This window comes from Colwellia sp. BRX8-9 (assembly GCF_014077245.1).
Lineage (GTDB): Bacteria > Pseudomonadota > Gammaproteobacteria > Enterobacterales > Alteromonadaceae > Colwellia_A.
Genome location: NZ_JACGVN010000029.1, coordinates 1 through 22,951, shown reverse-complemented (window position 1 = coordinate 22,951; position 22,951 = coordinate 1). Strand labels below are relative to the sequence as shown.

General features: G+C 38.4%; 17 protein-coding genes and 1 riboswitch. Of the genes, 7 read left to right on the top strand and 10 right to left on the bottom strand.

Annotated features, from left to right (window positions below; translation table 11 throughout):
- Nucleotides 1–176: 176 nt before the first annotated feature.
- Complete coding sequence (locus H4J70_RS18125) at nt 177–1,616, bottom strand: hypothetical protein (protein ID WP_220465288.1); 1,440 nt, start codon at nt 1,614–1,616, stop codon at nt 177–179.
- A gap of 466 nt (nt 1,617–2,082) precedes the next feature.
- On the opposite strand from H4J70_RS18125, the gene pepN reads away from it, so the two are divergent.
- Complete coding sequence (gene pepN, locus H4J70_RS18120) at nt 2,083–4,785, top strand: aminopeptidase N (RefSeq protein WP_182222056.1); 2,703 nt, start codon at nt 2,083–2,085, stop codon at nt 4,783–4,785.
- Between the two features lie 76 nt (nt 4,786–4,861).
- Here the strand turns inward: pepN and kdsB are convergent, their stop codons facing one another.
- The 5 genes from kdsB to H4J70_RS18095 all read right to left on the bottom strand — a co-directional run bounded on the left by kdsB (nt 4,862) and on the right by H4J70_RS18095 (nt 11,290).
- Nucleotides 4,862–5,641, bottom strand: coding sequence for a 3-deoxy-manno-octulosonate cytidylyltransferase (kdsB, locus tag H4J70_RS18115; protein ID WP_182222055.1), 780 nt, complete (start codon nt 5,639–5,641; stop codon nt 4,862–4,864).
- A 22-nt stretch (nt 5,642–5,663) separates the two neighbouring features.
- On the bottom strand, nt 5,664–5,843 hold the full coding sequence (locus tag H4J70_RS18110) for a Trm112 family protein (RefSeq protein WP_070376055.1): 180 nt from the start codon (nt 5,841–5,843) through the stop codon (nt 5,664–5,666).
- Between the two features lie 33 nt (nt 5,844–5,876).
- Nucleotides 5,877–6,965 carry a tetraacyldisaccharide 4'-kinase gene (gene lpxK, locus H4J70_RS18105; RefSeq protein ID WP_182222054.1) on the bottom strand — a complete coding sequence of 363 codons (1,089 nt, stop codon included), beginning with the start codon at nt 6,963–6,965 and terminating at the stop codon, nt 5,877–5,879.
- Between the two features lie 21 nt (nt 6,966–6,986).
- Entirely contained in the window at nt 6,987–8,747 is a 1,761-nt protein-coding gene (gene msbA, locus H4J70_RS18100) for a lipid A export permease/ATP-binding protein MsbA (protein WP_182215087.1), read from the bottom strand.
- Between the two features lie 92 nt (nt 8,748–8,839).
- On the bottom strand, nt 8,840–11,290 hold the full coding sequence (locus H4J70_RS18095) for a DNA internalization-related competence protein ComEC/Rec2 (protein WP_182251604.1): 2,451 nt from the start codon (nt 11,288–11,290) through the stop codon (nt 8,840–8,842).
- A gap of 61 nt (nt 11,291–11,351) precedes the next feature.
- On the opposite strand from H4J70_RS18095, the gene H4J70_RS18090 reads away from it, so the two are divergent.
- Nucleotides 11,352–11,864 (top strand): DUF2062 domain-containing protein, encoded by a 513-nt coding sequence (locus H4J70_RS18090; RefSeq protein ID WP_182222052.1) that lies wholly within the window; start codon nt 11,352–11,354, stop codon nt 11,862–11,864.
- Between the two features lie 78 nt (nt 11,865–11,942).
- Here H4J70_RS18090 and lolE read toward each other — a convergent pair whose 3' ends face one another.
- Genes lolE through H4J70_RS18075 form a run of 3 tightly spaced genes read right to left on the bottom strand, consistent with a single transcriptional unit; the run spans nt 11,943 to nt 15,156 of the window.
- Nucleotides 11,943–13,232 (bottom strand): lipoprotein-releasing ABC transporter permease subunit LolE, encoded by a 1,290-nt coding sequence (lolE, locus tag H4J70_RS18085; protein ID WP_182251603.1) that lies wholly within the window; start codon nt 13,230–13,232, stop codon nt 11,943–11,945.
- Between the two features lie 9 nt (nt 13,233–13,241).
- Nucleotides 13,242–13,925 carry a lipoprotein-releasing ABC transporter ATP-binding protein LolD gene (gene lolD / locus H4J70_RS18080; RefSeq protein ID WP_182215095.1) on the bottom strand — a complete coding sequence of 228 codons (684 nt, stop codon included), beginning with the start codon at nt 13,923–13,925 and terminating at the stop codon, nt 13,242–13,244.
- Nucleotides 13,918–15,156, bottom strand: coding sequence for a lipoprotein-releasing ABC transporter permease subunit (locus tag H4J70_RS18075; protein ID WP_182215097.1), 1,239 nt, complete (start codon nt 15,154–15,156; stop codon nt 13,918–13,920). Before H4J70_RS18075 ends, lolD begins: the two co-directional genes overlap by 8 nt.
- A gap of 330 nt (nt 15,157–15,486) precedes the next feature.
- Between H4J70_RS18075 and H4J70_RS18070 the strand changes: the two genes are divergently transcribed.
- The 5 genes from H4J70_RS18070 to H4J70_RS18050 all read left to right on the top strand — a co-directional run bounded on the left by H4J70_RS18070 (nt 15,487) and on the right by H4J70_RS18050 (nt 21,937).
- A complete protein-coding gene (locus H4J70_RS18070; protein ID WP_182222049.1) occupies nt 15,487–17,559 on the top strand; it encodes a M13 family metallopeptidase in 2,073 nt (690 codons plus the stop codon).
- 151 nt (nt 17,560–17,710) lie between these two features.
- Nucleotides 17,711–17,855, top strand: a riboswitch (cobalamin riboswitch).
- A gap of 122 nt (nt 17,856–17,977) precedes the next feature.
- On the top strand, nt 17,978–18,583 hold the full coding sequence (gene cobO / locus H4J70_RS18065) for a cob(I)yrinic acid a,c-diamide adenosyltransferase (protein WP_070376046.1): 606 nt from the start codon (nt 17,978–17,980) through the stop codon (nt 18,581–18,583).
- Between the two features lie 1,023 nt (nt 18,584–19,606).
- The gene (locus H4J70_RS18060; RefSeq protein ID WP_182215103.1) at nt 19,607–20,062 is read left to right on the top strand and encodes a c-type cytochrome; all 456 of its coding nucleotides are present in this window, start codon (nt 19,607–19,609) and stop codon (nt 20,060–20,062) included.
- 17 nt (nt 20,063–20,079) lie between these two features.
- Entirely contained in the window at nt 20,080–21,468 is a 1,389-nt protein-coding gene (locus H4J70_RS18055; RefSeq protein ID WP_182215105.1) for an MBL fold metallo-hydrolase RNA specificity domain-containing protein, read from the top strand.
- A gap of 16 nt (nt 21,469–21,484) precedes the next feature.
- Complete coding sequence (locus H4J70_RS18050; protein WP_182215107.1) at nt 21,485–21,937, top strand: universal stress protein; 453 nt, start codon at nt 21,485–21,487, stop codon at nt 21,935–21,937.
- 210 nt (nt 21,938–22,147) lie between these two features.
- Here H4J70_RS18050 and H4J70_RS18045 read toward each other — a convergent pair.
- Nucleotides 22,148–22,951, bottom strand: an 804-nt coding sequence (locus H4J70_RS18045) for a transposase (protein WP_182251602.1), incomplete at its 5' end; no start/stop codon positions are given.

The following is a 22,951-nucleotide window of genomic DNA, read 5'->3' as shown; positions in this document are numbered from 1 at the left end:
GAATTCTTCCTAAGTTTAGCGATCCATTACAGTAATTATAAAGTAATCACCACTAAGACTTAAAGCACTAATATCATCGAGTCTTGTATTCATTATAAAAAATGATATTTTAGCTTTATATAAAGAAAAAAGATCAGCAAATGCTGATCTTTTGATATTGAAATTAAGTGTTAAGTTTATTTTTGCTGATAGAAAGCCGACATAGCTTTATATAATGAATATAAGTCAACTTTTGAACCTACCGCATAAGGAGAGTGAATTGACAAAATGGGTACACCAAAATCAATTACTTCCATATTGTCATTAGACAAATCGCTACCAATAGTTCCGCCAGAAGCTTTACCTTTATAAGTCGATGTTTGCCATTTGATTTTATTATTATCTAAGTAATTACGCGTCCATGCCATGTACTCTGAGTTAGCATTAAAACCACCACCGTAAAGTTTCAAGTTAATACCGTTACCTAAACGTGGCGCATTGCCTAATTCCCAAACACCAGCCCAGTTAGGATTAACACCCGGGTTAACATCCGCTGAAATAACTTTGGTATTACGCAAAACTTTACGTAACTGGTAATCGTTATAATCGTCACCCATTTGGTTGTATAACAAGCCACTTAACATATCAACAAGATAAGTTGAGCTTGCCCCGGTATTATTAATATTGCCCACTTCTTCGTTATCCACTAAAAAGGCAACTGAGGTATACTCTGGAATTTTCTGTTCAAAGATGGCAGTAACAGCGGCAATAGAGCTTGCCTTATCATCTTGGCCATAAGCAGCGATCATGCTGCGATCAAAGCCAACATCGCGAGGCTTAGTTGCTGGTACTAAGGCTAATTCAGCAGACACTAAATCTTCGATTGAAATGTCATACTCTGTTTTTAAGAAATCGGTAATTAATTCTTTTATTGATTTATCTAAGTCAGGCTTAGCTGCGATAATAACATCAAGTTCTTCTTTCTTGATCACATCACGACTTTTACGATCCCTGTTTGGATGATCAACATGCGGGGCTAAATCAGGTACCATAAAAATAGGATCGTTTTCATCAAAGCCAACAGAGATATTAACAACTGTCCCGTCTTTTTTGTCAACGCGGCCAACCAGCGCTAAAGGGATATTGACCCATTGATAGGTTTTAATACCACCATGAACATAAGTCTGCAGCATAGCAAACTTCTCTTTTTCATAAAGCGGTCGTCCTTTAAGTTCTAGGCGAGGTGAATCAATATGAGCGCCAACAATACGAGTACCTTGCTCAAGGCCTTTTTTACCAATAACAATTAATGAAATAGTACGGTCACGATTGACGTCATAAAAACGAGCACCTGGCTTTAAGTTACTTTTTTCAGACAAACGCTTAAAACCTTGTTTCTCAGCACGTTTTATAGTTTCTGTAACAAAGGTCAATTCTGTTGGTGTTTGATAAATAAAAGTTTTGTAATCGGTCGCATATTTTTCAACGGCAACTAACTCACTTTCAGATAAATTTAGCCAGGTTGATGATGAAACTTTCTTTGCTTGATCTTTTTCAGCGGTATCTGCATAACTATGACCAGAAAGGGCCATAGTACTTATTATTGCGATGCTTGTTAGGGTTCTTTTTATGTTCATTATTATTTCTTTTGATTAATGGCTCCTGATTATAATAAAGAGAAGTAACGTCCCCTTACAAGGTTTATTCGTTTGAACAGATAGAAAATAAGATGAACGTCGGCATTTTAATCTCCTTATTACAATAAATGCTCATCGCGTTGATCAATATTACTCAGCACAATTAACTTTTGACATAAAGCAGCAAACAAAAACAATAAAAAGTGAATAACAAACAACACTTATTTGACATGAATAAATACTAAGAAAATACTAATACCACTCTGTTTTAATTAAAAAAGTAGATAAAAATAAGTTGATAAAAAGCAAGCCTTGTTAAAAATCAGTTGAAATTCGATCAACTCCATTATTTACGCGATGACTGAAGTAAATTTCCCCCGCTTATATGATATAAATACTGAGGTATTTACAATGAAAAGTGTTTCCACTAGGAAATCTTAAAAATAATAAAGTAGGATCTGGGTAAATGACATTAAATAAATCTCAAATAGCTAAGGCGCTGTCCATTGCTATTATTGGCTCAAGTGTTGCACTGATGGGCTGTGAAAAAGCAGACACAGCAAGCGACTCAGCAGTCGCTGAAACCGTACAACAACAAACAAGTTTATTACGCACTCAAAGTGAATCACTTGAAGCAGTTTATGCTGAGATGCGTGCTAAACAAGTCAGCAACGTTAGCTATAAGTTAAGTGTGACGATTGATAATAAAAGCGAAAGTTTTTCTGGCTCTACCGAATTACTCTTTGACTTAGTAGAGAACAATCAAAATGATTTAACCATAGATTTTGATGAAGGTACTATAAAGTCATTAAAAGTTAATGGCAAAGTAGTTAAGTTTAGCTATGAAAAATGGTTTATCACTATTCCTGCTAGCGAGTTAACTGCGGGTAAGCAAAGTATTACTATAGATTACCAGCGTCCTTACTCTACTGACGGCTCTGGTTTCCATCGTTTTGTTGACCCTAAAAATGGTGAAGTTTACTTATACACCGATTTTGAACCTTATGACGCGAACCGATTATTTCCTCACTTTGATCAACCTGATTTAAAAGCCAGCTACGAAATACAAGTGACCGCTCCCGCTCATTGGCAAATAATTAGCGCCACTCGCGAAACAACTATTAGCGAAAACGGTGATAACAAAGTATGGTCATTTCCTGCTTCAGCAAGATTCTCTTCTTATGTTTTCTCTCTTCATGCAGGTAATTACGCTGTATGGGAAGATGATTTTGAAGGGATGAAATTGCGTTTATTTGCTCGTCAAAGTTTAGCCGAATACGTTAAAACTGACGAATGGTTTATTCCAACCAAACAAAGTTTTGCCTTCTTCAATAAGTACTTCGATGTGCAATACCCTTTTGGCAAATATGACCAAATTGTCGCACCTGACTTTAATGCCGGTGCTATGGAAAACGTTGCTGCGGTTACATTCAATGAAGGCTATATTGCACGTGGAGAGAAATCAACCAGTGCTCGTATGAGTCTTGCTAATGTTATTGCTCATGAAATGGCACACATGTGGTTTGGTGATTTAGTCACCATGCGCTGGTGGAACGGCTTATGGTTAAATGAAAGTTTTGCTACTTATATGGCCAACTTAGCTATTGCAGAAGCCAGCGACTTTGAGAACAACTGGGATGTATTCTACTCTGGTACTAAACAATGGGCTTACCGCACTGATGACTCAGTGAACACTCATGCGATAGAACTACCGGTTGCTTCTACGGGTGTTGCTTTATCAAATTTTGACGGTATTACCTACGGTAAAGGCGCATCAGTATTAAAGCAGTTGCCTTATTATTTAGGTGAAGAGAATTTCCGTATTGGTGTCAGCAATTACTTGAAAAAGTTTTCTTACCAAAATACTGATTTAGAAGATTTTATCGGTGAATTAGGCAAAGCTGCAGGTAAAGATATGACCCAGTGGACACAAGACTGGTTATATAATGCAGGCTTAAACACCATCAAAGTTAATTACCAATGTAGTGACGGTAAGATTAGCGCGTTTGCAATAAACCAAACAGCACCAGAAGGTTACCCAACATTACGTGAACAACGTGTTCAAATAGGTTTATACAATGTTAGTGCTGATGGTAATGCGATGAACTTAACCTCTGCAACACCTATTATGTATAAAGGTGCGACCACTGAGATTAAGGCCGTGATAGGTCAAGCATGTCCTGATTTGGTTTATCCAAACGAAGCCGATTGGGGTTACGTAAAAGTAGATCTTGATGAAAAGTCATTGGCATCGGCACAACAACACATTAATGCGATTGATAACCCCACTATGCGCTTAATGCTATGGCAGAGTTTGTCTGACAGCGTCAACGATGCAAATTTAGCCGCTGACCAGTTGGTAACGTTTGCCATGGCTAATATTGAAGGTGAAAGCGATTATAACGTATCACGTAAAATTGCGAGTACGTTAACCTCGGCTTTAGGCTTCCTAACTGTTGCAACACGTTTAGAGCAAAAAGATTATACAGCGCTTTATATGGACGTTGAAAACTTATACTTACGTTTATTAGAAAATGCCGAAGCGGGTTCAGACTTCCAAAAACTTTGGTATGGCCGTTATGTTGGTGTAACGAAAACAACTAAGCATTTAAATCACTTACAAAACATTTTGAACGGTGAAAAAAGTTTTGATGGTATTACCATAGATCAAGACAAGCGCTGGACATTAATTGCTAAAATGAACCGTTACCAACATGGTAATTACCAAGCATTATTGAGCACTGAAGCCAAAAAAGACATTACCGATTCAGGTGTTAAAAGTGCTATTTATGCAGAAGTTATTCGACCTGAGGCTGAAGTTAAAGAAAAATGGTTTAACATCGTTATTAATAACCCTGACAAACTAAAACTTTCTACCCTTCGTTATATTATGTGGGGTTTATTCCCTGGTGAGCAACAAGCTTTAGAAGCGCCTTATAAAGCTAAAATTCTCGCACACATTCCTAAATTAAATGAAGGAAGTGATTTAGGTTTATTAGAATCTTTTGCCGGTAGCATGTTGCCGACACAATGTAATGCAGTCAGTGAAGCAGAATTAGCGCAACTGATTAAAGACTACAGTGGTATGAAGCCACAAGTGTTAAAGACAGTCAAAGCTAGCCATCAACAAATTGGTCGCTGTGTTAAAGCGCTTGAACTATTAAAATAATATTTCGTTAGCGTAATAAAAAGGCCTTATGTGAAAACATAAGGCCTTTTTTTATTCTATTTAATTTTATAAAAAATTAAAGCGTTAAAGCGTAAGCTCTAGCTTTTTCTAGGTCTTCTGGCGTATCAACCCCTTCAACCGCTAAACGAGTTTCTGCTACCGCAACATGAATTTTTTCACCTTGCCATAATACGCGCAGTTGTTCTAAAGACTCAATTTGCTCTAATTGACTGGCCGGCCATTGCACGTAATCTTTAATGAACCCAGCGCGATAGGCGTAGATACCAATATGGCGTAAGTAAAAATCGCCAATAGCGGCGGGACTTTCCTCATTAAGAAAGCGATCTCGGTCATAAGGGATCGTCGAACGGCTAAAGTACATCGCATAACCGTGTTTATCTGTTAACACTTTAACCGCGTTAGGATTAAAAGCCTCTTCAACGTCATGGATATGCACAGCAAGTGTCGCCATTCTAGCTTGTTGTTGGTTTGTTCTTTGCTGGTCTGCTAAATTTCTGGCAACTTGAGCAATATTTTCAGCGGGAATAAAAGGCTCATCCCCCTGAACATTAACGATAACCTGATCATCGTCAAAGTTATAAATGTTCATCACTTCGGCTAGACGTTCGGTACCCGATTGATGATCGGCACGAGTTTTACAAACCTCGCCACCAAATGCTAATACCGCTTCTTCAACCTGCTTATTATCAGTGGCGACAATCACTTGGCTAGCACCGCTTTGCTGGGCTTTTTCAACAACCCATTGGATCATCGGCTTACCATTAATATCGGCTAACACTTTTCCCGGTAAACGAGACGACTCAAACCGAGCAGGTATTACAACAATAAAAGACATTTAATTCTCCAAATATATTTAATTAGTCATTTTCAGTAATACGGCGCGCTTCACTTTCTAACAAGACCGGAATACCTTTTTCAATAGCGTAAGCAAGGCGGTCGAATCTACAGATCAATTCTTGTTGTTCTTTATTGTAATCAAGTTTGCCCTTGCATGCTGGACAAGCTAATATTTCCATTAGTTTTACGTCAAATGCCATGTTTATTCTCTTATTTATCAGTTTATTTATTAGTTAACTTAGCGTGAATCTAGCCTTAATACGGCTCAGTTTATCTGCTTTTACTTTGTCAAATAGCGCATCTAAAAATGGCGTTATTTGTTTATTTTCAATATGGGCATCAACCGGTAAATACCACCAGTTATTTTTAGCAAAAGACGTACATTTTACCGCGTCTTTTTCTGTCATCAAAAGTGGAATATCGTCAGAAAAACTGACAAATTGTGCTTCATTATAATGCTGATGATCTTTGAAACCTACCGATGCTTCAAGACTAAAACCACTATCAACTAAGGTTTTAAAAAAACGGCTAGGGTCACCAATACCGGCGATAGCATTGATACACTTAGTTTGACTTTCGTTATCATTAAACTGTTGATAAAAATCAGTTAATGATAGTTCCTGCTTGGTTTTAACATTGACCACCATTTTTGCCATTAAAGTCATTGTTATTTGTGGTATACCGACTGGATAGACTTTATTATCGGTTGGCGTTGCGCCATTAAAGATAAGCGCGTCGACTGTTTTTAAACGCCATAAACCTTCACGTAATGGCCCTGCGGGTAATAACAAGCCATTTCCAAACACGCGTTTACCGTCAATAACAATAAGCTCAAAATCTCGTTCTAAGCGATAGTGTTGTAAACCATCATCAGCAATAATAACGTCGCAGCCTTGCTGCATTAACAACCTGGCACTCGCCACTCGATCGCCGCCAACCACAACAGGAATACCATGGCGTTGATAAATTAATAAAGGCTCATCGCCTGTTTCAGCTGCGCTACTGCTTGCATTGAGTAAATAGGGATAGTGCGGTGCTTGTCCGCCATAACCTCGACTAATAACGCCAACTTTCATGTTTTGTGCTAAGCATTGCTTAATTAAGTACAAAACCACCGGTGTTTTTCCGTTACCACCAATACCAATATTACCCACCACCACAACAGGGATGTCGATACCAAAAGATTTAAAAAAATACAGTTGATAGCATTTTCGTCGTAACGCGGATAGCAACCAAAAAATAACGGTTAACGGTAACAAGAACGGCACGAGCAGCCATTTTGCTGGGTGTTGAAAAAACCAAACCTTTTCAATTAAGCGCATAGCAAAATCTCAACCGTCATTTTATTCGCTAAATTGAAAGTTGTGTAATTTTGCATAAGCACCTTCTTTTGCTAATAATGTTTGATGATCGCCCTGTTCAAGAATTTTCCCTTGTTCCATAACGATAATTTTATCGGCATTTTCAATGGTAGACAAGCGATGAGCAATAACAATACAGGTACGATCTTTTTGTAAAACTTGCAAAGCATCTTGAATATGACGTTCTGACTCGGTATCTAATGCACTGGTTGCTTCATCAAGAATTAAAAAAGGTGCATCACACAATAATGCTCGAGCGATAGCAACACGTTGGCGTTGTCCACCAGAAAGTAAAGCACCATTATCACCAATATTAGTATCTATTCCATCAACCATATTTTCTGCAAACTCAAGCACATGAGCACTTTTAGCCGCAGCTAAAACTTCGTCACGACTGGCGCTGGGTTTACCATAGGCAATATTATTAGCGATAGAGTCATTGAATAATACCACTTGCTGAGAAACATAAGCAAACTGAGCACGTAAGTCTTTCAACTTGTATGAGGTAATGTCTTTTCCATCAATTAATACTTTACCCGCTGTTGCATCATAGAAGCGCAGTAAAATTGCACTGGCGGTTGATTTACCACTCCCCGAGCGACCAACCAAAGCTACTGTTTCTCCAGCATTCGCGGTAAAGCTTAGTTGAGTAAGCGCTAATTTTTCGTCGTTAGTATAAGAAAAATCAACTTGTTCAAAAGCAAGTGTTCCTTTGGCTTTCTCAAGTGATTGTTGGCCCGTGTCTTTTTCATTTTCTTGGTCAAGCACTGCAAAAATACTGACACAAGCCGCCATACCATTTTGAAAGTCACTGTTAACCGTAGTTAGTAACTTTAAAGGTCTCAGTAGCATAGTCATACAAGTAATCACCGTTATGAAAATCCCTGGCGTTAAGCTTGCTTTCATACTTTCTAAATTGGCAACGTAAAGTACAAACGCTAACGCAAAAGAAGCGATAATTTGTATTAAGGGTACGCTGAAAGATTTTGTGGCCACCATTTTCATGCGCTGTTGGCGATTATGTTTATTTATCTGACCAAAACGTTCGAATTCACGTTCTTGCCCGCCAAAGGTTAAGACAACCTTATGAGCGTTAAAGGTCTGCTCGGCAGCAGAAGTGACTTCTCCCATCGCATTTTGAATTTTTTTACTAACTTGGCGAAAACGTTTCGAAACCACAGTAACAATAATAGCGATGATAGGAGTTATAAGGAGGAATATTGCTGATAACTGCCAACTGTTGTAAAACATAACCGCGAGAAAGCCAATCACCATAGCACCTTGTTGTACTAAGGTAAGCAACGCTTTACTGGTTGCATTAAGGACTTGCTCGGTATCAAAGGTCAGTTTAGAGATTAACGTTCCAGTAGACTCTTTATCATGAAAAGTCACCGGTAGCGCCATAATGTGTTCGAATAAATTTTGTCTTAAATCGGTAACGACATTATTACCCACCCAAGCTAAACAATAATTACCAAAAAAATGGCAGATACCTCGGATAATAAAACAAACAATAACAAAAAGTGGGGCCCACTTCATAAAGTTAGGATTAGCATCAGTTAAACCATCATCGATTAATGGCTGTAACTGCGAGAAAAATAAAGTGTCGATACCGGCATAGCCAAGCATCCCTAATATAGCGATGACAAACCCTGCTTTGTAAGGTTTGGCATAACTCATTAAGCGTTTAAAATTTTGCCACGTTGTGGCTTGTGCGGCTACTTTGCTTTTACTTGCTAACATTCAGTCTCTCTGTGACTTCGCGATTAATTATTCATATCCAAGCCATTTTAGCGTTATTTCTTAGTTGCAACCAACTAATAATATTTACAACGTTAATTAGCAAACCAATATGGCTTGATATGCAGACGATAAGATTGAATTTCAAGGGCTTGTTCGGTAATGTTTATGCGGATCATTCCATGCTCAGCAGTTGCATACGGCGTTACATTAAGCTGATGATAACGTTTAAGTACCGCTTTATTAGGCATCTTCCATCGATTCATAAAACCCGCACTAAAGATAACGGCCTCGGGTGAAACCGCTTTAATAAAACGCGTACTTGATGAGGTTTTAGAGCCATGGTGCGGCGCAACAATAACATCAGCTTTTAACTGATTAGCGACTTCAGTATTAGCGACCAGTATTTTTTCAACTTTATGAGGAATATCCCCCGTTAATAGCACCTTATATTTACCATCAGAAATATGGATCACGCACGAATTATCATTTTCTTTATCTTCAAGAACCACCGGCCACAACACAGAAAAAGTGAGACCTTGCCAAGAAAAATCATCGCCTTGTTTACAACTGTACATGTTAACAAAACTATACCTGCCAAAATCTTCTACCGGTTGATTATATTTGATGTGCTTAACGATAATTTTATTTAGCGCCACTTTTTTATCGATAAAAGCCAAGCCACCAGCATGATCGTTATCAGCATGGCTTAACAGTAAATAGTCAAGAGTGGTCAAACCTTGATACTGTAAATAAGGAAAAACCACACTTTCTGCCAAGTTAAATCCACTGGGGTAACTTGCCCCTGTATCGTATAAAATAGCCTGCCCATGCCTTTCAATAACAACCGCTAACCCTTGCCCCACATCAAGGACATTCACTTGCCAATCATCATTTTTTTGTTGGTCATTAAAAAACATATAACTCAATAAAAAAGTGAGTAATAGCGCAACAGCCAGTACTTTTTTGGGTAAGGCTAAAAAATAACTGATGAAGCATAAACCGCTGATTATCAAAATAATCATTAATGTCTGATGGCTAACGTCGATAAACAGCCATTGTTGGCTCGATAAGTAACTTAGCCACTGCCAAATAAACGTTAATGATATTAACGATAACTCAAGAAAAAACATAGCCAGCGCTTCACTAAAAGGCATAGCAACCACAGCCAATAAACATAACGGAATAGCGGTAAAGCTCATCCAAGGCACGGCAATAATATTAGCAAGTAATGCAGAAAGAGGCAGTTGATGATTTAATAAAGCCGCCACAGGCAACATAAATAATGTTAAGCCTAGCTGTATAATTATTAGAGAGTGGAGCCAGGCTTTTATTTTGTCAACTTGACCATCACCCGATGTTAACAGTAACTTCCGACATCGCCAGATAACCAATAATATCAGTGATACCGCATAAACGCTTAGCCAAAAACTGACACTAAATAGACTAAAGGGTGATATTAATATAATGCAAACGATACTCAGTAATAACCAACGTATTATTGTTAATTTAACCCCCACGAGCTTAGCGCAAATAAATATTTGCATCATGATCAAGGCACGTAATGTGGGTAAAGAAAAGCCGGCCAGATAAGCATAAAATAGTGCGACTAAGCTACTAAAAGCGAAAGCCACGATACGGCTGTTCTTTTTTACCAACCATAACTTGCCTTTTTGAGTTAACAGTACGTAAAACGGACTATAGCGAAAAAACATCAACATGAATCCAAAAGCACCACTGGCAATTAAGCCTAAGTGTAAGCCAGAAATAGCCATTAAATGCTGTGTTCCTGTTGCTTGTAAAACTTGCCATTGCTCAGCGGTAATTTTGCCACGCTCGCCAAAGGTAAGAGCAAAAATAAAATGGTGCAGCTCGTTTGTTAAAGTCAATGAGTCTATTAATTCATTGAGTTGCAGGTACAATTGTTGACGATAACTAGACTGCGCTGCTATTAATTTATTTTTTGATGAATGTTTTACATAGCCAGTAGCATGGAGTTCCTTTTGTCTTAACCATGTTTGATAGCTAAAACCGCCAACATTTGCAAAACCATGGGCAGGTTTTACTCGCACCGTAAGTTGCCATTTCTGGCCTTGGTTAATTTTGGTAACCTTTTTTAAGTGATCAGGTTTAACAGACTTATGATCCCAACGCAGACGAATATTTATCTTTGATTGAAGTTTTTGTTGATTGACTTCTTCAACAACAAAATTAAAACGTGATACTTGCTTGGTCATTTCATCCTTTTTTGTTTTACGCGTTAATGACTTTGGAATATTAGCAACCACACCTCTTACCGTTAAGGTTGTACCGAAAAAATCATCTGTAATTAGGCTATTAACTTGCCATATATTTTGATAAACGAAGCCAGCATAGAGTAACCAAGCACAGCCAAAAAAGAGCCCACTATAACTCCGTAACCTTTTGATGAGACAAAAAATGACAGCAAAACAAAAACAAATATAAACTTGCGAAATGTCTGGTACTATCGGTAAGAATAGTGACAAAATAGCACCGATAAAAAATGTAAATAGCCACCGTTCCATAGTGATTAATTTCCGTATCTGTCTAATCGATAAATAAAGCCTAGATAATATAAGTAAGTATATGCCTAAAAAACTCTTCAAGCGTTATATGCCGGATCACAACACCATAAAAAATAATAAACATTTAAAGATTTTTGGTGCGTCATTGCATAACCCCAACTTATGGCATTTAAACCGTAATTCTGTCGCAAAAGCTTTTGCCGTAGGTTTATTTTTTGCCTTTATCCCGGTACCTTTTCAAATGGTTTTAGCTGCTGGTGTTGCTATTATAGTACATTCGAATTTGCCACTTTCTGTTGCACTCGTTTGGATAACTAATCCGCTCACAATACCCGCAATTTTTTATGGCTGTTATATGGTTGGCATCTGGCTACTAGGCCGATCTGAAAAAGAATTTGTATTTGAAGCGAATTGGCAATGGCTGGTTGATAGTTTATCAACTATTGGACCAGCATTTTTACTTGGCTGTGGCGTGCTAGCGGTACTTTTCTCGCTAATAGGTTATTTTGCCATACATGGCCTATGGCGATATTCTGTTATCAAACAATGGAATAAACGTAAAAGTAGAAAGTAGAAAGTAGAAAGTAAAAATCTGCTCTAGTCTCGCGTTGGTGATAAAAATCATCTGTTAATAATGTAAAAGCGAAACCCGCTACATTTGTCCTAACACCTGCGCTGGCTCAACCTTAGTTGCTTGCCATGCGGGGTAAATAGTCGCCAGTAAACTCATCAGTAAAGCCGTAAAAACAGTGATTACAACATCAGTTTGGCTTAAGTGAGTGGGAAGAAAGTCGATAAAATAGATATCACCTGATAACACTTTTACGTTAAGAAGTGTTTCTACTGCAGTAACAATATCAGTTAAATTTAATGAGATAACAATACCTAACACTGTCCCCACTAGACAACCCACGACTCCATTAACCAGTCCTTGAAACATAAAGGTCATCATTATAACGCTCGCCGGTGCTCCCATAGTTTTTAAAATAGCGATATCACCTTTTTTCTCATTGACTGCCATAATAAGCGTTGAAACAATATTAAAACTTGCTACCGCTATGACTAATATTAAGACAATAAACATCACTAATCGTACAAGTTGTATATCATTAAAAATATGGCCGTGACTTCGTGTCCAATCATAAATGGCAACATAAGTATCATCAAAGCTATAAGCAACATCACGTGTTACCTGGGGCGCTTGAAAAACATCAGCTACTTTTATGCGAATTCCCTGAACTTGCCCCTTCGCGAGATTAACCATTTTTTCGGCATGCTCAAGTGAAAGATATACAGAGTTTTCGTCAATCGTACCGCCAAATTTAAAAATGCCAACAACTTTTACTTGGTGCTTAACCGGCACAGGAAATTTAGCACTCGCTTGCTGGTTATTTTTTTGGGCAATAACACTCGATAGTAACAATTGTAGTGAGTCGCCTAATTCAAGTTGTAATTTTTTTGCAACTCCCGAACCGATAACAACACCAACCGTAGGGTTTTCGGTATTTTCATTATCAACGATCGCTTGCCAGCTGCCGGCAATCATATAATCGGCAATGGTAGAAACTTGCTGTTCTAACTTTACATCGACACCACGCACAGCAACGGCTTTGAGTTCACTGCCATGTTGCATCATACCGGTAAGTTTAATCACAGGTGCAGCGGCTATCACTTGTGGATGTTGTTGTGCTTTCGCCACGTGTTTTTGCCAGTTATCTATCGGCGTATTAATAGCAATTAGCTCACCGTGAGGAATAACCGACAGCAAATGTTGCGCTAATGCTCGCTCGAAACCGTTCATTGCTGAGAGCACTATAATCAATACCATTACACCAAGCGCAATACCGATAGTGGAAGATGCTGAAATAAACGAAGAGAAGCCATTACCGTTTCGGCTACGCACATAACGTAAACCTAAAAATAAACTTAATGATTTGGTCATTTAAAAGCCTTAACTTTCAAGGGGCGCTAACCGGCCGTGCGATAAACGTAGTTGACGATCCATTCTGGCAGCAAGTATTAAGTCATGGGTAACAATAACAAAACTGGTGTTTACCGTTTTATTAAGGTCACGTAATAACTGATATATTTGCTCTGCGGTATCAAAGTCTAAATTACCTGTTGGTTCATCAGCTAATATTAATGAAGGTTTAGTCACTAATGCCCGAGCAATAGCGACACGTTGACGCTCACCACCAGAAAGCGCGGAGGGCCGGTGCTCAAAGCGGTGACTTAACCCAACCTGTGTGAGCATTTCTTGTGCGGCAGCTAGGGCCGATTTAGGTGAATCCCCGCGAATCAGTAAAGGCATTGCCACGTTTTCTTGTGCTGAAAACTCCATCATTAAATGATGGAATTGATAAATAAAACCAATATGTTTATTGCGAAATTTAGCACGTTGCTTGTCAGATAACTGGTGGATATCAACACCGCTAATAAAGACCTGCCCTGAAGACGGAGAATCTAGTGCTCCAGCTATATGTAAAAAAGTACTTTTACCACAACCAGAGCTGCCCACTATAGCAACAAGTTCACCCGCATCTACTGACAAATCAAGCCCGTCTAAGACTTTGGTTTCAATGCTACCTTGATAATATGACTTTGATAATTGCTGACAAAGTAAACCTTTACTCATTTCGTAAAACCTCGGCAGGCTCTGTTAAAGAAGCCTGATAAGCGGGATATAATGTAGCAATAAAACTCATCGCTAACGCTGATAAAACAATACTAAACACATTGTTCACTGATAGTTCGACGGGCAAAGACTGCCCTGCTCCCAATAAATTAACACCGAGAAGGGTAAATATAGTGTTTAAATTTAAGGTTAGTATGGCGCCAACCACAGTACCGATAGTGACGCCCCAAAAACCATTAACTAAACCTTGAGTAATAAATATTTTTACCACGCCAAGACGATCTAGCCCAAGTGTTTGTAAAATACTAATTTCACCCTTTTTTTCGATAACAACCATCACTAAAGCGGAAACAATATTAAACGCGGCAACGGCAATAATTAAGCTCAACATCAACCACATCATATTTTTCTCCATGCGCACAGCAGAAAATAAAGCGCCTTGAGTATCGCGCCATGTCGTAAAATCATACTGTGGATATTGTTGTTTTAAACGTTTGACCACTTGATCAGCAGCAAAAGCATCATCAAGATACAAACGAAGTTTTTCAACGCCATCACCTCTTTGTCGATGAAGTTTTGCGCCATCTTTACTGTGAATATAGACCAGTCCTTCATCAACTTGTGAGCCAACACTAAAAATACCAGCGATGGTAAAGGTGCGTTGCACCGGAATTCTCCCCATTGGGGTAAAGACGGTTTTATTAGGCAGTGTTAAACGTATTTTATCACCCAAATCGACATCAAGTTGCCTTGCTAACGACTGTCCGATAACAATGGCAAAGCTCTGTGTCGATAGATTATCTAAATGTCCTGATACCATAGAGTTGTTAACAATATTGTGCTGCTCGAATTCAGGCATGATTCCTTGAATGAGTACACCGCGTAATGCGCCAGAATTAGCTTGTATGAGTGCTTCACTTTCCAACAAAGGAGTAACTTCTTTAACTTTAGGCGTAAGTAATAATTGTTCACGTAGGATTTGCCATGTAGGTAAAGCATTGTTTTTGTTTTGCTGAGGTTGATTGGCGACGACAATATGGGGAACTAGACCCAATATTCTCCGTTTTTGTTCACCTTCTAAACCGTCCATAACGGAAACAACGGTGATCAATGATGCGACACCCAGGACGATACCGACAATGGAGAAAAAAGTGATAAAGGATACAAATCCAGAACTTTTACGGCTACGACTATAGCGTAGCCCAATGAAAAAACTGACGGGTTGAAACATTAATTAAACTTCATCTTATGTTATTCAGTAAGAGAACGATTACTCTATAAGTAGCCACAGCATAGCACAGTCAATGTTTTATTTGGCAGCAAAAAAGCCAACAATTAATATTGATAAAAATCAAAGTGAAAAATATTACGATTACTTTCAATTAGTTAAATAAAAAAATAAAAAAATCATCAGGCTTAATGTACAAAATAAAATACGGCACTGCTGATACATTATGTAAAAATTCATGTCCAAATCTAGTAAAAAGCCCTGTAACCCTTTAGTATCAATGCGTTTACCATTTTATAACCATATTCTTTACTTAATAATAATGAGATTACCATGAAAAAAATAATAACAGGTGCAGTCTGTTCTTCGTTATTGTTGCTTGCCGCTTGCAACGACAATCCAGAAAGCACTGAGACAACTAAGCAAGAAATGCCTATCATGCAAAAAACTGCATTAGCTTCAGGTATCGACAAAGCAACAATGGACTTATCCGTTCGTCCACAAGACAACTTTTATCGTTATGTAAACGGTGCTTGGTTGAACGCTAATGAAATCCCTGGAGATAAAACGTCAATTGGTGCCTTTTATGACTTACGTGACGAAGCTGATGACAATGTAAAAGTAATCATTGAAGAATTAGCAGCAACAGAAAATTTAAAAATGGGCAGCGACGAGCAAAAAGTAGCTGACTTATTCCGTTCATATATGAACATGGATGCACGTAATACTGCAGGTACGGCTCCTATCCAACCATTATTTGATAGCATCAATGGTTTAAAAGACAAGAATGAACTTGCGACATTTTTTGGTGAAAATCAAAAAAATGGTGTCGGTAGCCCATTAGCGTTTTATATCAGCGTTGACGGTAAAGACTCAACTCGCTATGCCACTCATATTTGGCAAACAGGTTTAGGCTTACCCGACAGAGATTACTACTTTGATGAAACCGAACGTTTTGCCGCATTACGTAAAGGTTATGTTGCTCATATTGAAAATATGTTCAACTTAGCTGGTTTGAAGAATGGTAAAGCTGCTGCGCAAACGGTCATGGCAATTGAAACTAAATTAGCAGGTTTTCATTGGACAAAAGTTGAAACTCGTGACAGCAGTAAAACTTACAATAAATTCGATGTCGCTGACTTAAACACAGTTACTGATGCATTTAACTGGAATGCTTACCTTGCTGCTCAAGGCGTATCAGCGCAAAAAGACATCATTATTAACCAACCTTCATTTGTTAAAGGTTTTGGCGAAATATTTGCAGCAACCTCATTAGCTGATTGGCAAACTTACTTAACTTTCCATACCTTAAGTAACTTTGCTGGTTCTTTAACCGCTGACTTAGATAATGAAAACTTTGACTTTTATTCTCAGCAGTTAAGAGGACAAAAAGAACAACGTCCAATGTGGAAGCGTGGTGTTGGCGTAGTTAACAGCAATTTAGGTGAGGTTATTGGTAAAGTTTATGTGAGCCGTCACTTTAAGCCTGAAGCTAAAACCCGTATGACACAGCTTGTTGAAAACTTACGCGGAGCATATGGTGCAAGTATTGATGAACTAGAGTGGATGTCTGATTCAACTAAAAAAGCTGCCCATGTAAAACTAGCAAGCTTTGATCCTAAAATTGGTTACCCAAATAAGTGGGAAGATTACTCCGCACTTGTTATTAAAGGTGATGACTTAGTTGGCAATAAAATGCGTTCTGGTAGTGTTTCTCATCAAAAAGAAGTCGCTAAGTTAGGTGGTCCAATTGATAAGCAAGAATGGGGCATGACGCCGCAAACTGTTAATGCTTATTACAATCCAACTAAGAATGAAATTGTTTTCCCTGCAGCCATATTACAACCACCATTTTTCAACTTAGCTGCTGACGATGCGGTTAACTATGGCGGTATTGGCGCGGTTATCGGTCATGAAATGGGTCACGGATTTGACGACCAAGGTAGTAAGTATGATGGCGACGGTAACATGCGTAACTGGTGGACTGAAGCAGATTTAGCGGCCTTTAAAGTTCGCACCGATGACTTGGTAAAACAATACGATGGCTATTCAGTATTTGAAGACTTAAATGTAAACGGTTCTTTAACACTGGGCGAGAATATTGGTGATTTATCAGGGGTAACTATCGCGTATAAAGCTTATATTGCCTCATTAAATGGTAAAGAAGCACCGGTAATTGACGGACTAACTGGCGATCAACGTTTCTTCATGGGCTTTGCTCAAGTATGGCGTGGAAAAAAGGTTGAGAAATCATTACGTAATCAAGTAGCAACTGACCCTCATTCACCTGGTGAGTTCCGTGCATTAGGCTCTTTATCTAACATGCCTGAATTCTACAAAGCGTTTAACGTTAAAGAAGGTGATGCTATGTATATCGCCCCTGAGAAACGTGTAAAAATTTGGTAAGCCAATGGCTTAGTTAAATAACGTTATTATTAGAAAACACTAAAATGCCAACAAGTATTGTTGGCATTTTTATTACTGAAAATTCCTTGCCTTAGATTCTATTTATCAAAAACATAAAATCAATGATGTTTAATACCGCTAGATATTGTAAATAATTATAAATCTCGTAAACTAACGCAACGTAAATGTGTTTAGGGAATAAGGTGAGAAACCTTGACTGTTCCCGCAACTGTAAATTGTAGTGACTTAAGAGTTGCCAATGAGTCAGCATACCTATCCACAATAAGATCACCACCATTAACATCAATAAAATCGTGCGGGAATACACGGTAAATTGCTATTTTTTAAGGGACCCCCTTAACGTTAGCCTTGCCTTTTCTCCTCTTTAAAAAAACTATAATTACCCATAGGAATACTCATGGTTGACGAAACACAAAAAAGTGAAAAACACCAAGCACGCATGCAAAAAGTAAAAGATAAAGTTGATGCAAGAGTTGATGCTGCCACTGATGAACGCGGTATATTAATTGTAATTACAGGTAACGGTAAGGGTAAGTCAACATCAGGATTTGGCACACTAACTCGCGCAGTAGGACACGGTTTAAACGCTGCAGCTATTCAATTTATAAAGGGCACTTGGGCTTGTGGCGAAAGAAATGTCCTTGAAAAGCTCGGCGTACCTTTTCACGTGATGGCAACAGGGTTTACTTGGAATACACAAGATAAATCAACCGATATTGCCGCTGCTCAACTTGTTTGGAAAGAAGCAAAGAAACTATTAGCTGACGAAACCGTTGATGTTGTGCTACTTGATGAACTGACTTACATGCTGTCGTTTAAATACCTTGATCTTGATGAAGTACTAGACGCCATCGCTAATCGCCCGCCTATGCAACATGTAATAGCCACAGGCCGTGGCGCACATCGTTCACTCTTAGAATTAGCTGATACAGTTAGTGAAGTGCAATCGATTAAACATGCTTTTGATAATAATATAAAAGCACAAAAAGGTATTGATTGGTAATAACTCAGCCATATTGATACCAACTACGTTATGTTGATACCAACTACGTCATGCTGATAACAACTACGTCATGTTGATACCAACTACGTCATGTTGATAACAACTCCGTCATGTTGAATTTATTTCAGTATCAGCATGGCGAAATGACAACCTAAAATCGAGCTTTCATGTGTTACACGCATAATGTCTGAGATTGATCTCTTCAGATCACTTTTACTACAAAGACGACATATCTTAATTTTAATAAGTAGTCCGCTTAGCCACCACAGCGGTCGTTCATCATCTAATAATTAAAGCTTACTTTGATAAGTATTGCAGAAGTTAGCTTTTGGTTTTTCTTTAGGTAGACTGTTCGCTCAGGCTGTGTGAAAACACTCAGCTTACAATTTTTATGCAACGCTATGTAAATTCAAAGGTAGTTTGACACCAAACTTACTACAGATTTAAATCTACAGAGTCTTTTGTCGTTGATATTTCCAAATTACGCAAGTTCAAAATAGTTTTCACACAGCCTGCGCTATCAGTTGACCTTAATATTTATGTATTAAAGGTTCGTTAAGCTTTTCTGCCCTTATTGGTTTGTTAGCTGGCATTCATCTGGCAAAAAGTGCCGCTAAATTAATCCCCATAGAAGCGCTGCGCACTGAATGATTTATTCAGTGTTATCGGATAGACAAAGTTATTTACCTACTTCATTCATAAGCTGTTAGTTTTTCATTAACGTCTACATCATTGATCTATATCAACGTATTCCCAAGAAAAATTGAATCCTCAAATAAGAACAACTAGACTAAAAATCAACCTAATAGTGGAAAGCGCTATGTGTAATTTTTTTGGAATTATCTGCTTTTTAACTTGTACTGCTATCCCAGAAGAGTCTTTGATATCACCAGAAAAATGCTTATCTATACAATTTGTAGATATCAATAAGCAAGAAAAAATTCTAATACTAGTGTGACTTTACTCATGGTTTTGATCAGCGCTTTAATTAATTCAACTTAAAAAAGTAATTAAGGAATAACAATGAAATACATTCTATTCACTTTACTTATCGTTTTGTCATTAACGCTATTCAGTTGTGATAAAGGGGTTGATTCCCCACGAGGATTTAGCCTGCCTAAAGGTAATATTGAAACAGGTAAAACAGTTTTCTTAAAGTACCAATGTTTAGCGTGCCACACACTAAAAGGTGTTGAGGACTCAAGTATTGTAAAACAACAAGATATCTCTGTTTCCCTTGGGGGTGAGAAAACTAAAATCATAACTTACGCTGAATTAGTTACTTCAATAATTAATCCATCTCATAAATTCTCCAACCCGCATTCGCCTAAGCTAAGAACACCTGAAGGAAAATCAAAGATGAAGGTCTTTAACGATGTTATGACCGTGACCGAGCTTATTGATTTGGTGTCCTTTTTACAGCCAAATTACACATTAAAACCTTATCAACAAACCAGATATCCGTATTACCCACACTAATCCTTATGGGAGCTAAAATGAATATTAAATTTTTCGGTGCCACTCGTGAAGTCACGGGTTCTTGCTATTTGGTGCAAGTAAACAACAAAAATATACTTATTGAATGTGGGATGTTTCAGGGCTCTCATGAGCATGAAAAACACAATCACGACCCCTTCCCTTTTGATGTTAGTGAGCTAGATGCGGTGATCGTCAGTCACGCACACCTTGACCACACAGGTCGATTACCCATGCTCATAAAAGAAGGTTTTCATGGTTGTATCTATACTCATAATACCACGGTAGATTTATGTAAAATTATGCTCCTAGACTCAGGCTATATTCACGAAAAGGAAGCCCGCTGGGAAAATAAAAAACGTGAGCGTAAAGGTTTAGCATTAGTAGACCCCCTTTATACGAGAGCAGAAGCGGAGACAACCTGTCAGTATTTTAAAGGACTTACCTATGATGCCGAGTTAGAAGTATGCCAAGGCGTTAAACTAACCCTTAGAGATGCGGGTCATATTATTGGTTCGGCTATTGTTGAATTAGCACTCACTGAAAACGGCGTTAGTAAAAAGATTGTCTTTAGTGGCGATTTAGGCCATAAAAACGCCCCTATTTTACGTGATCCGTTCACGATTAAACATGCTGACTTGGTTATTATGGAAAGTACATATGGTGACAGATTACATCGTAGTTGGCAGGATACTTGGCAAGAAATGGGTAATATTATTGCTAATGCTAAAAGTAGTAAAGGAAACATATTAATTCCTGCTTTTACCGTTGGCAGAACACAAGAGTTACTTTATGAATTTAAGCAACATTTTGAGGAGTGGCAATTAGGCGATTGGCAAATTTTTCTCGATAGTCCTATGGGAATAAAAGCTACTAATGTTTATGCCAAGCACCGCGAAGTTTACGATAAGGAAGCAATTGATGTCCAACTACAAGATAATGGGATATTTAATTTACCTAACTTGCATATGTCAGAAACAACTGAATATTCGATGAAAATAAATCAAATATCTTCAGGCGCCATTATTATAGCGGGTAGCGGCATGTGTACAGGGGGGCGAATTAAACACCATTTCAAACATAATATTTGGCGTGAGAATGCTCATGTGCTTATTGTTGGCTTTCAAGCTAGAGGAACATTAGGTCGATCGCTTGTTGATGGCTGTGAACACATAAAGTTGTGGGGAGAAAAGGTACAAGTTAAAGCAAATATTCACACCGTTGGCGGATTCTCTGCACATGCTGACCAACAAGGCTTACTTGAGTGGTATCAAGGCTTCGAAAACAAACCACCTGTAGTTCTCGTACATGGGGAAGTAGAAGCCATGGATATACTTGCGCAAAAATTAAAACATCAATATCAAGTTGATGTTACGCAAGCAAGCTATAAGCAAAATATTATTATTTAAAATAAAGGAGAAATTAATGTATAAGCATATTTTATTTGCCGCAGAACTTAATGAGACGAAGAGTTATATCGAAGATAAAGTCACGCAACTACAAGAACTCACTCAGGCAAAACTGAGTGTTATTCATGTAGTTGAGCCTATACCAAACGCTTACTATGCTGGTGTATACGGTACTATGCAGGGTTTGGACCCCATAGATAGTATAGGAACTACTAGAGCACTAGCAGAGCGTGCCAAAGAGATACTTCAGCCTTTGGCTAAAAGGTTCAATATTCTAGAGCAAGATTTGCATATACCAATAGGACATATTAGTGGCGAAGTCTTTGCTTTTGCAGAGAAAGAAAACGTTGATTTAATTATCACCGGAAGTCATGGTGTACATGGCTTGCAATTACTACTAGGATCTACCTGTAATGCTATTTTACATGGGGCAAAATGTGATGTCTTAGCCGTGCGTTATCCTGAATGATTATTACCATGCCACCCATGATAATTCTCCGCAGTAATAATGCTCTGAAACAATGCTATCCATTGGTCATTAACAATGCATGTACTTCATCTTGTAAGTCTTTGTATATCGATTTTTATAGATGTTGACTAAATGAGTGAATTTCAGGCAAGCTTTACTTCTCCCCCAAGGTAGCTGTATTTTTCTTGCTGTTTTTGAATGTAGTTAAATTTACGCGCTATTCAAACAAGCTTGAGCATTTGCTTTCCCGTGTGCGCGCTTTAACCCCACGTGCTCAGTAAATTCACACAAATGCTCTGCGGTACCCACCGCACCAGTGAATATACCTTCAAAGTTTGTGGTGAGTTTGAGCCAACTTTCATCGCTGATGTGAAGTCTTGACAGTATATTTGCGGTTTTAGTCTCGATAGCGCCTCGTTTGTCTGCTCTTATTACGCGACCTGTTTCATCTACAAGGGTTAAATAGTCCTTCAAGCTAAAGCGGATACCGGAGGTTTTAGCTTGCTGTTCATTGCCCGTAAAAGGTAATAACGTTGTGGGTTGCTCCCCGATAATGGCTGCTTTGATACGCAGTTGAATACTGGTAAAACTCGATTGCTCAGGTGTTGGGGCAATGCCTGCACGCACTGGATTTAAATCTACATAAGCCATACAAGCGAGTAATGCCCCTTCATCGAGCAGGGCTTGTGATTTAAAGCGTCCTTCCCAGAAGTGCCCCGTGCATTTATCTTCTTTATTGGCTTGTCGAGCAATAGGCTCGTTTAATGCCCGCATAAACCAACTGATATCGATTAAGCGCTGTTTATAGACCTGTGCTGTTTCTTCAACCATTTCCATTTCGAATGGGGTTAATGTAGTTAATGATTGCTCTTGTTGAAATTGACGAGTCAACAGGGTGCCTTTAAACAACTTATGCCAACGGGACAGTACCTCTAGCGTCGTCCAGTTGTTAGCTTGTTCACTATCAACATGAAGGACTAAATGTAAGTGATTATTCATGACAGCATGAGCACA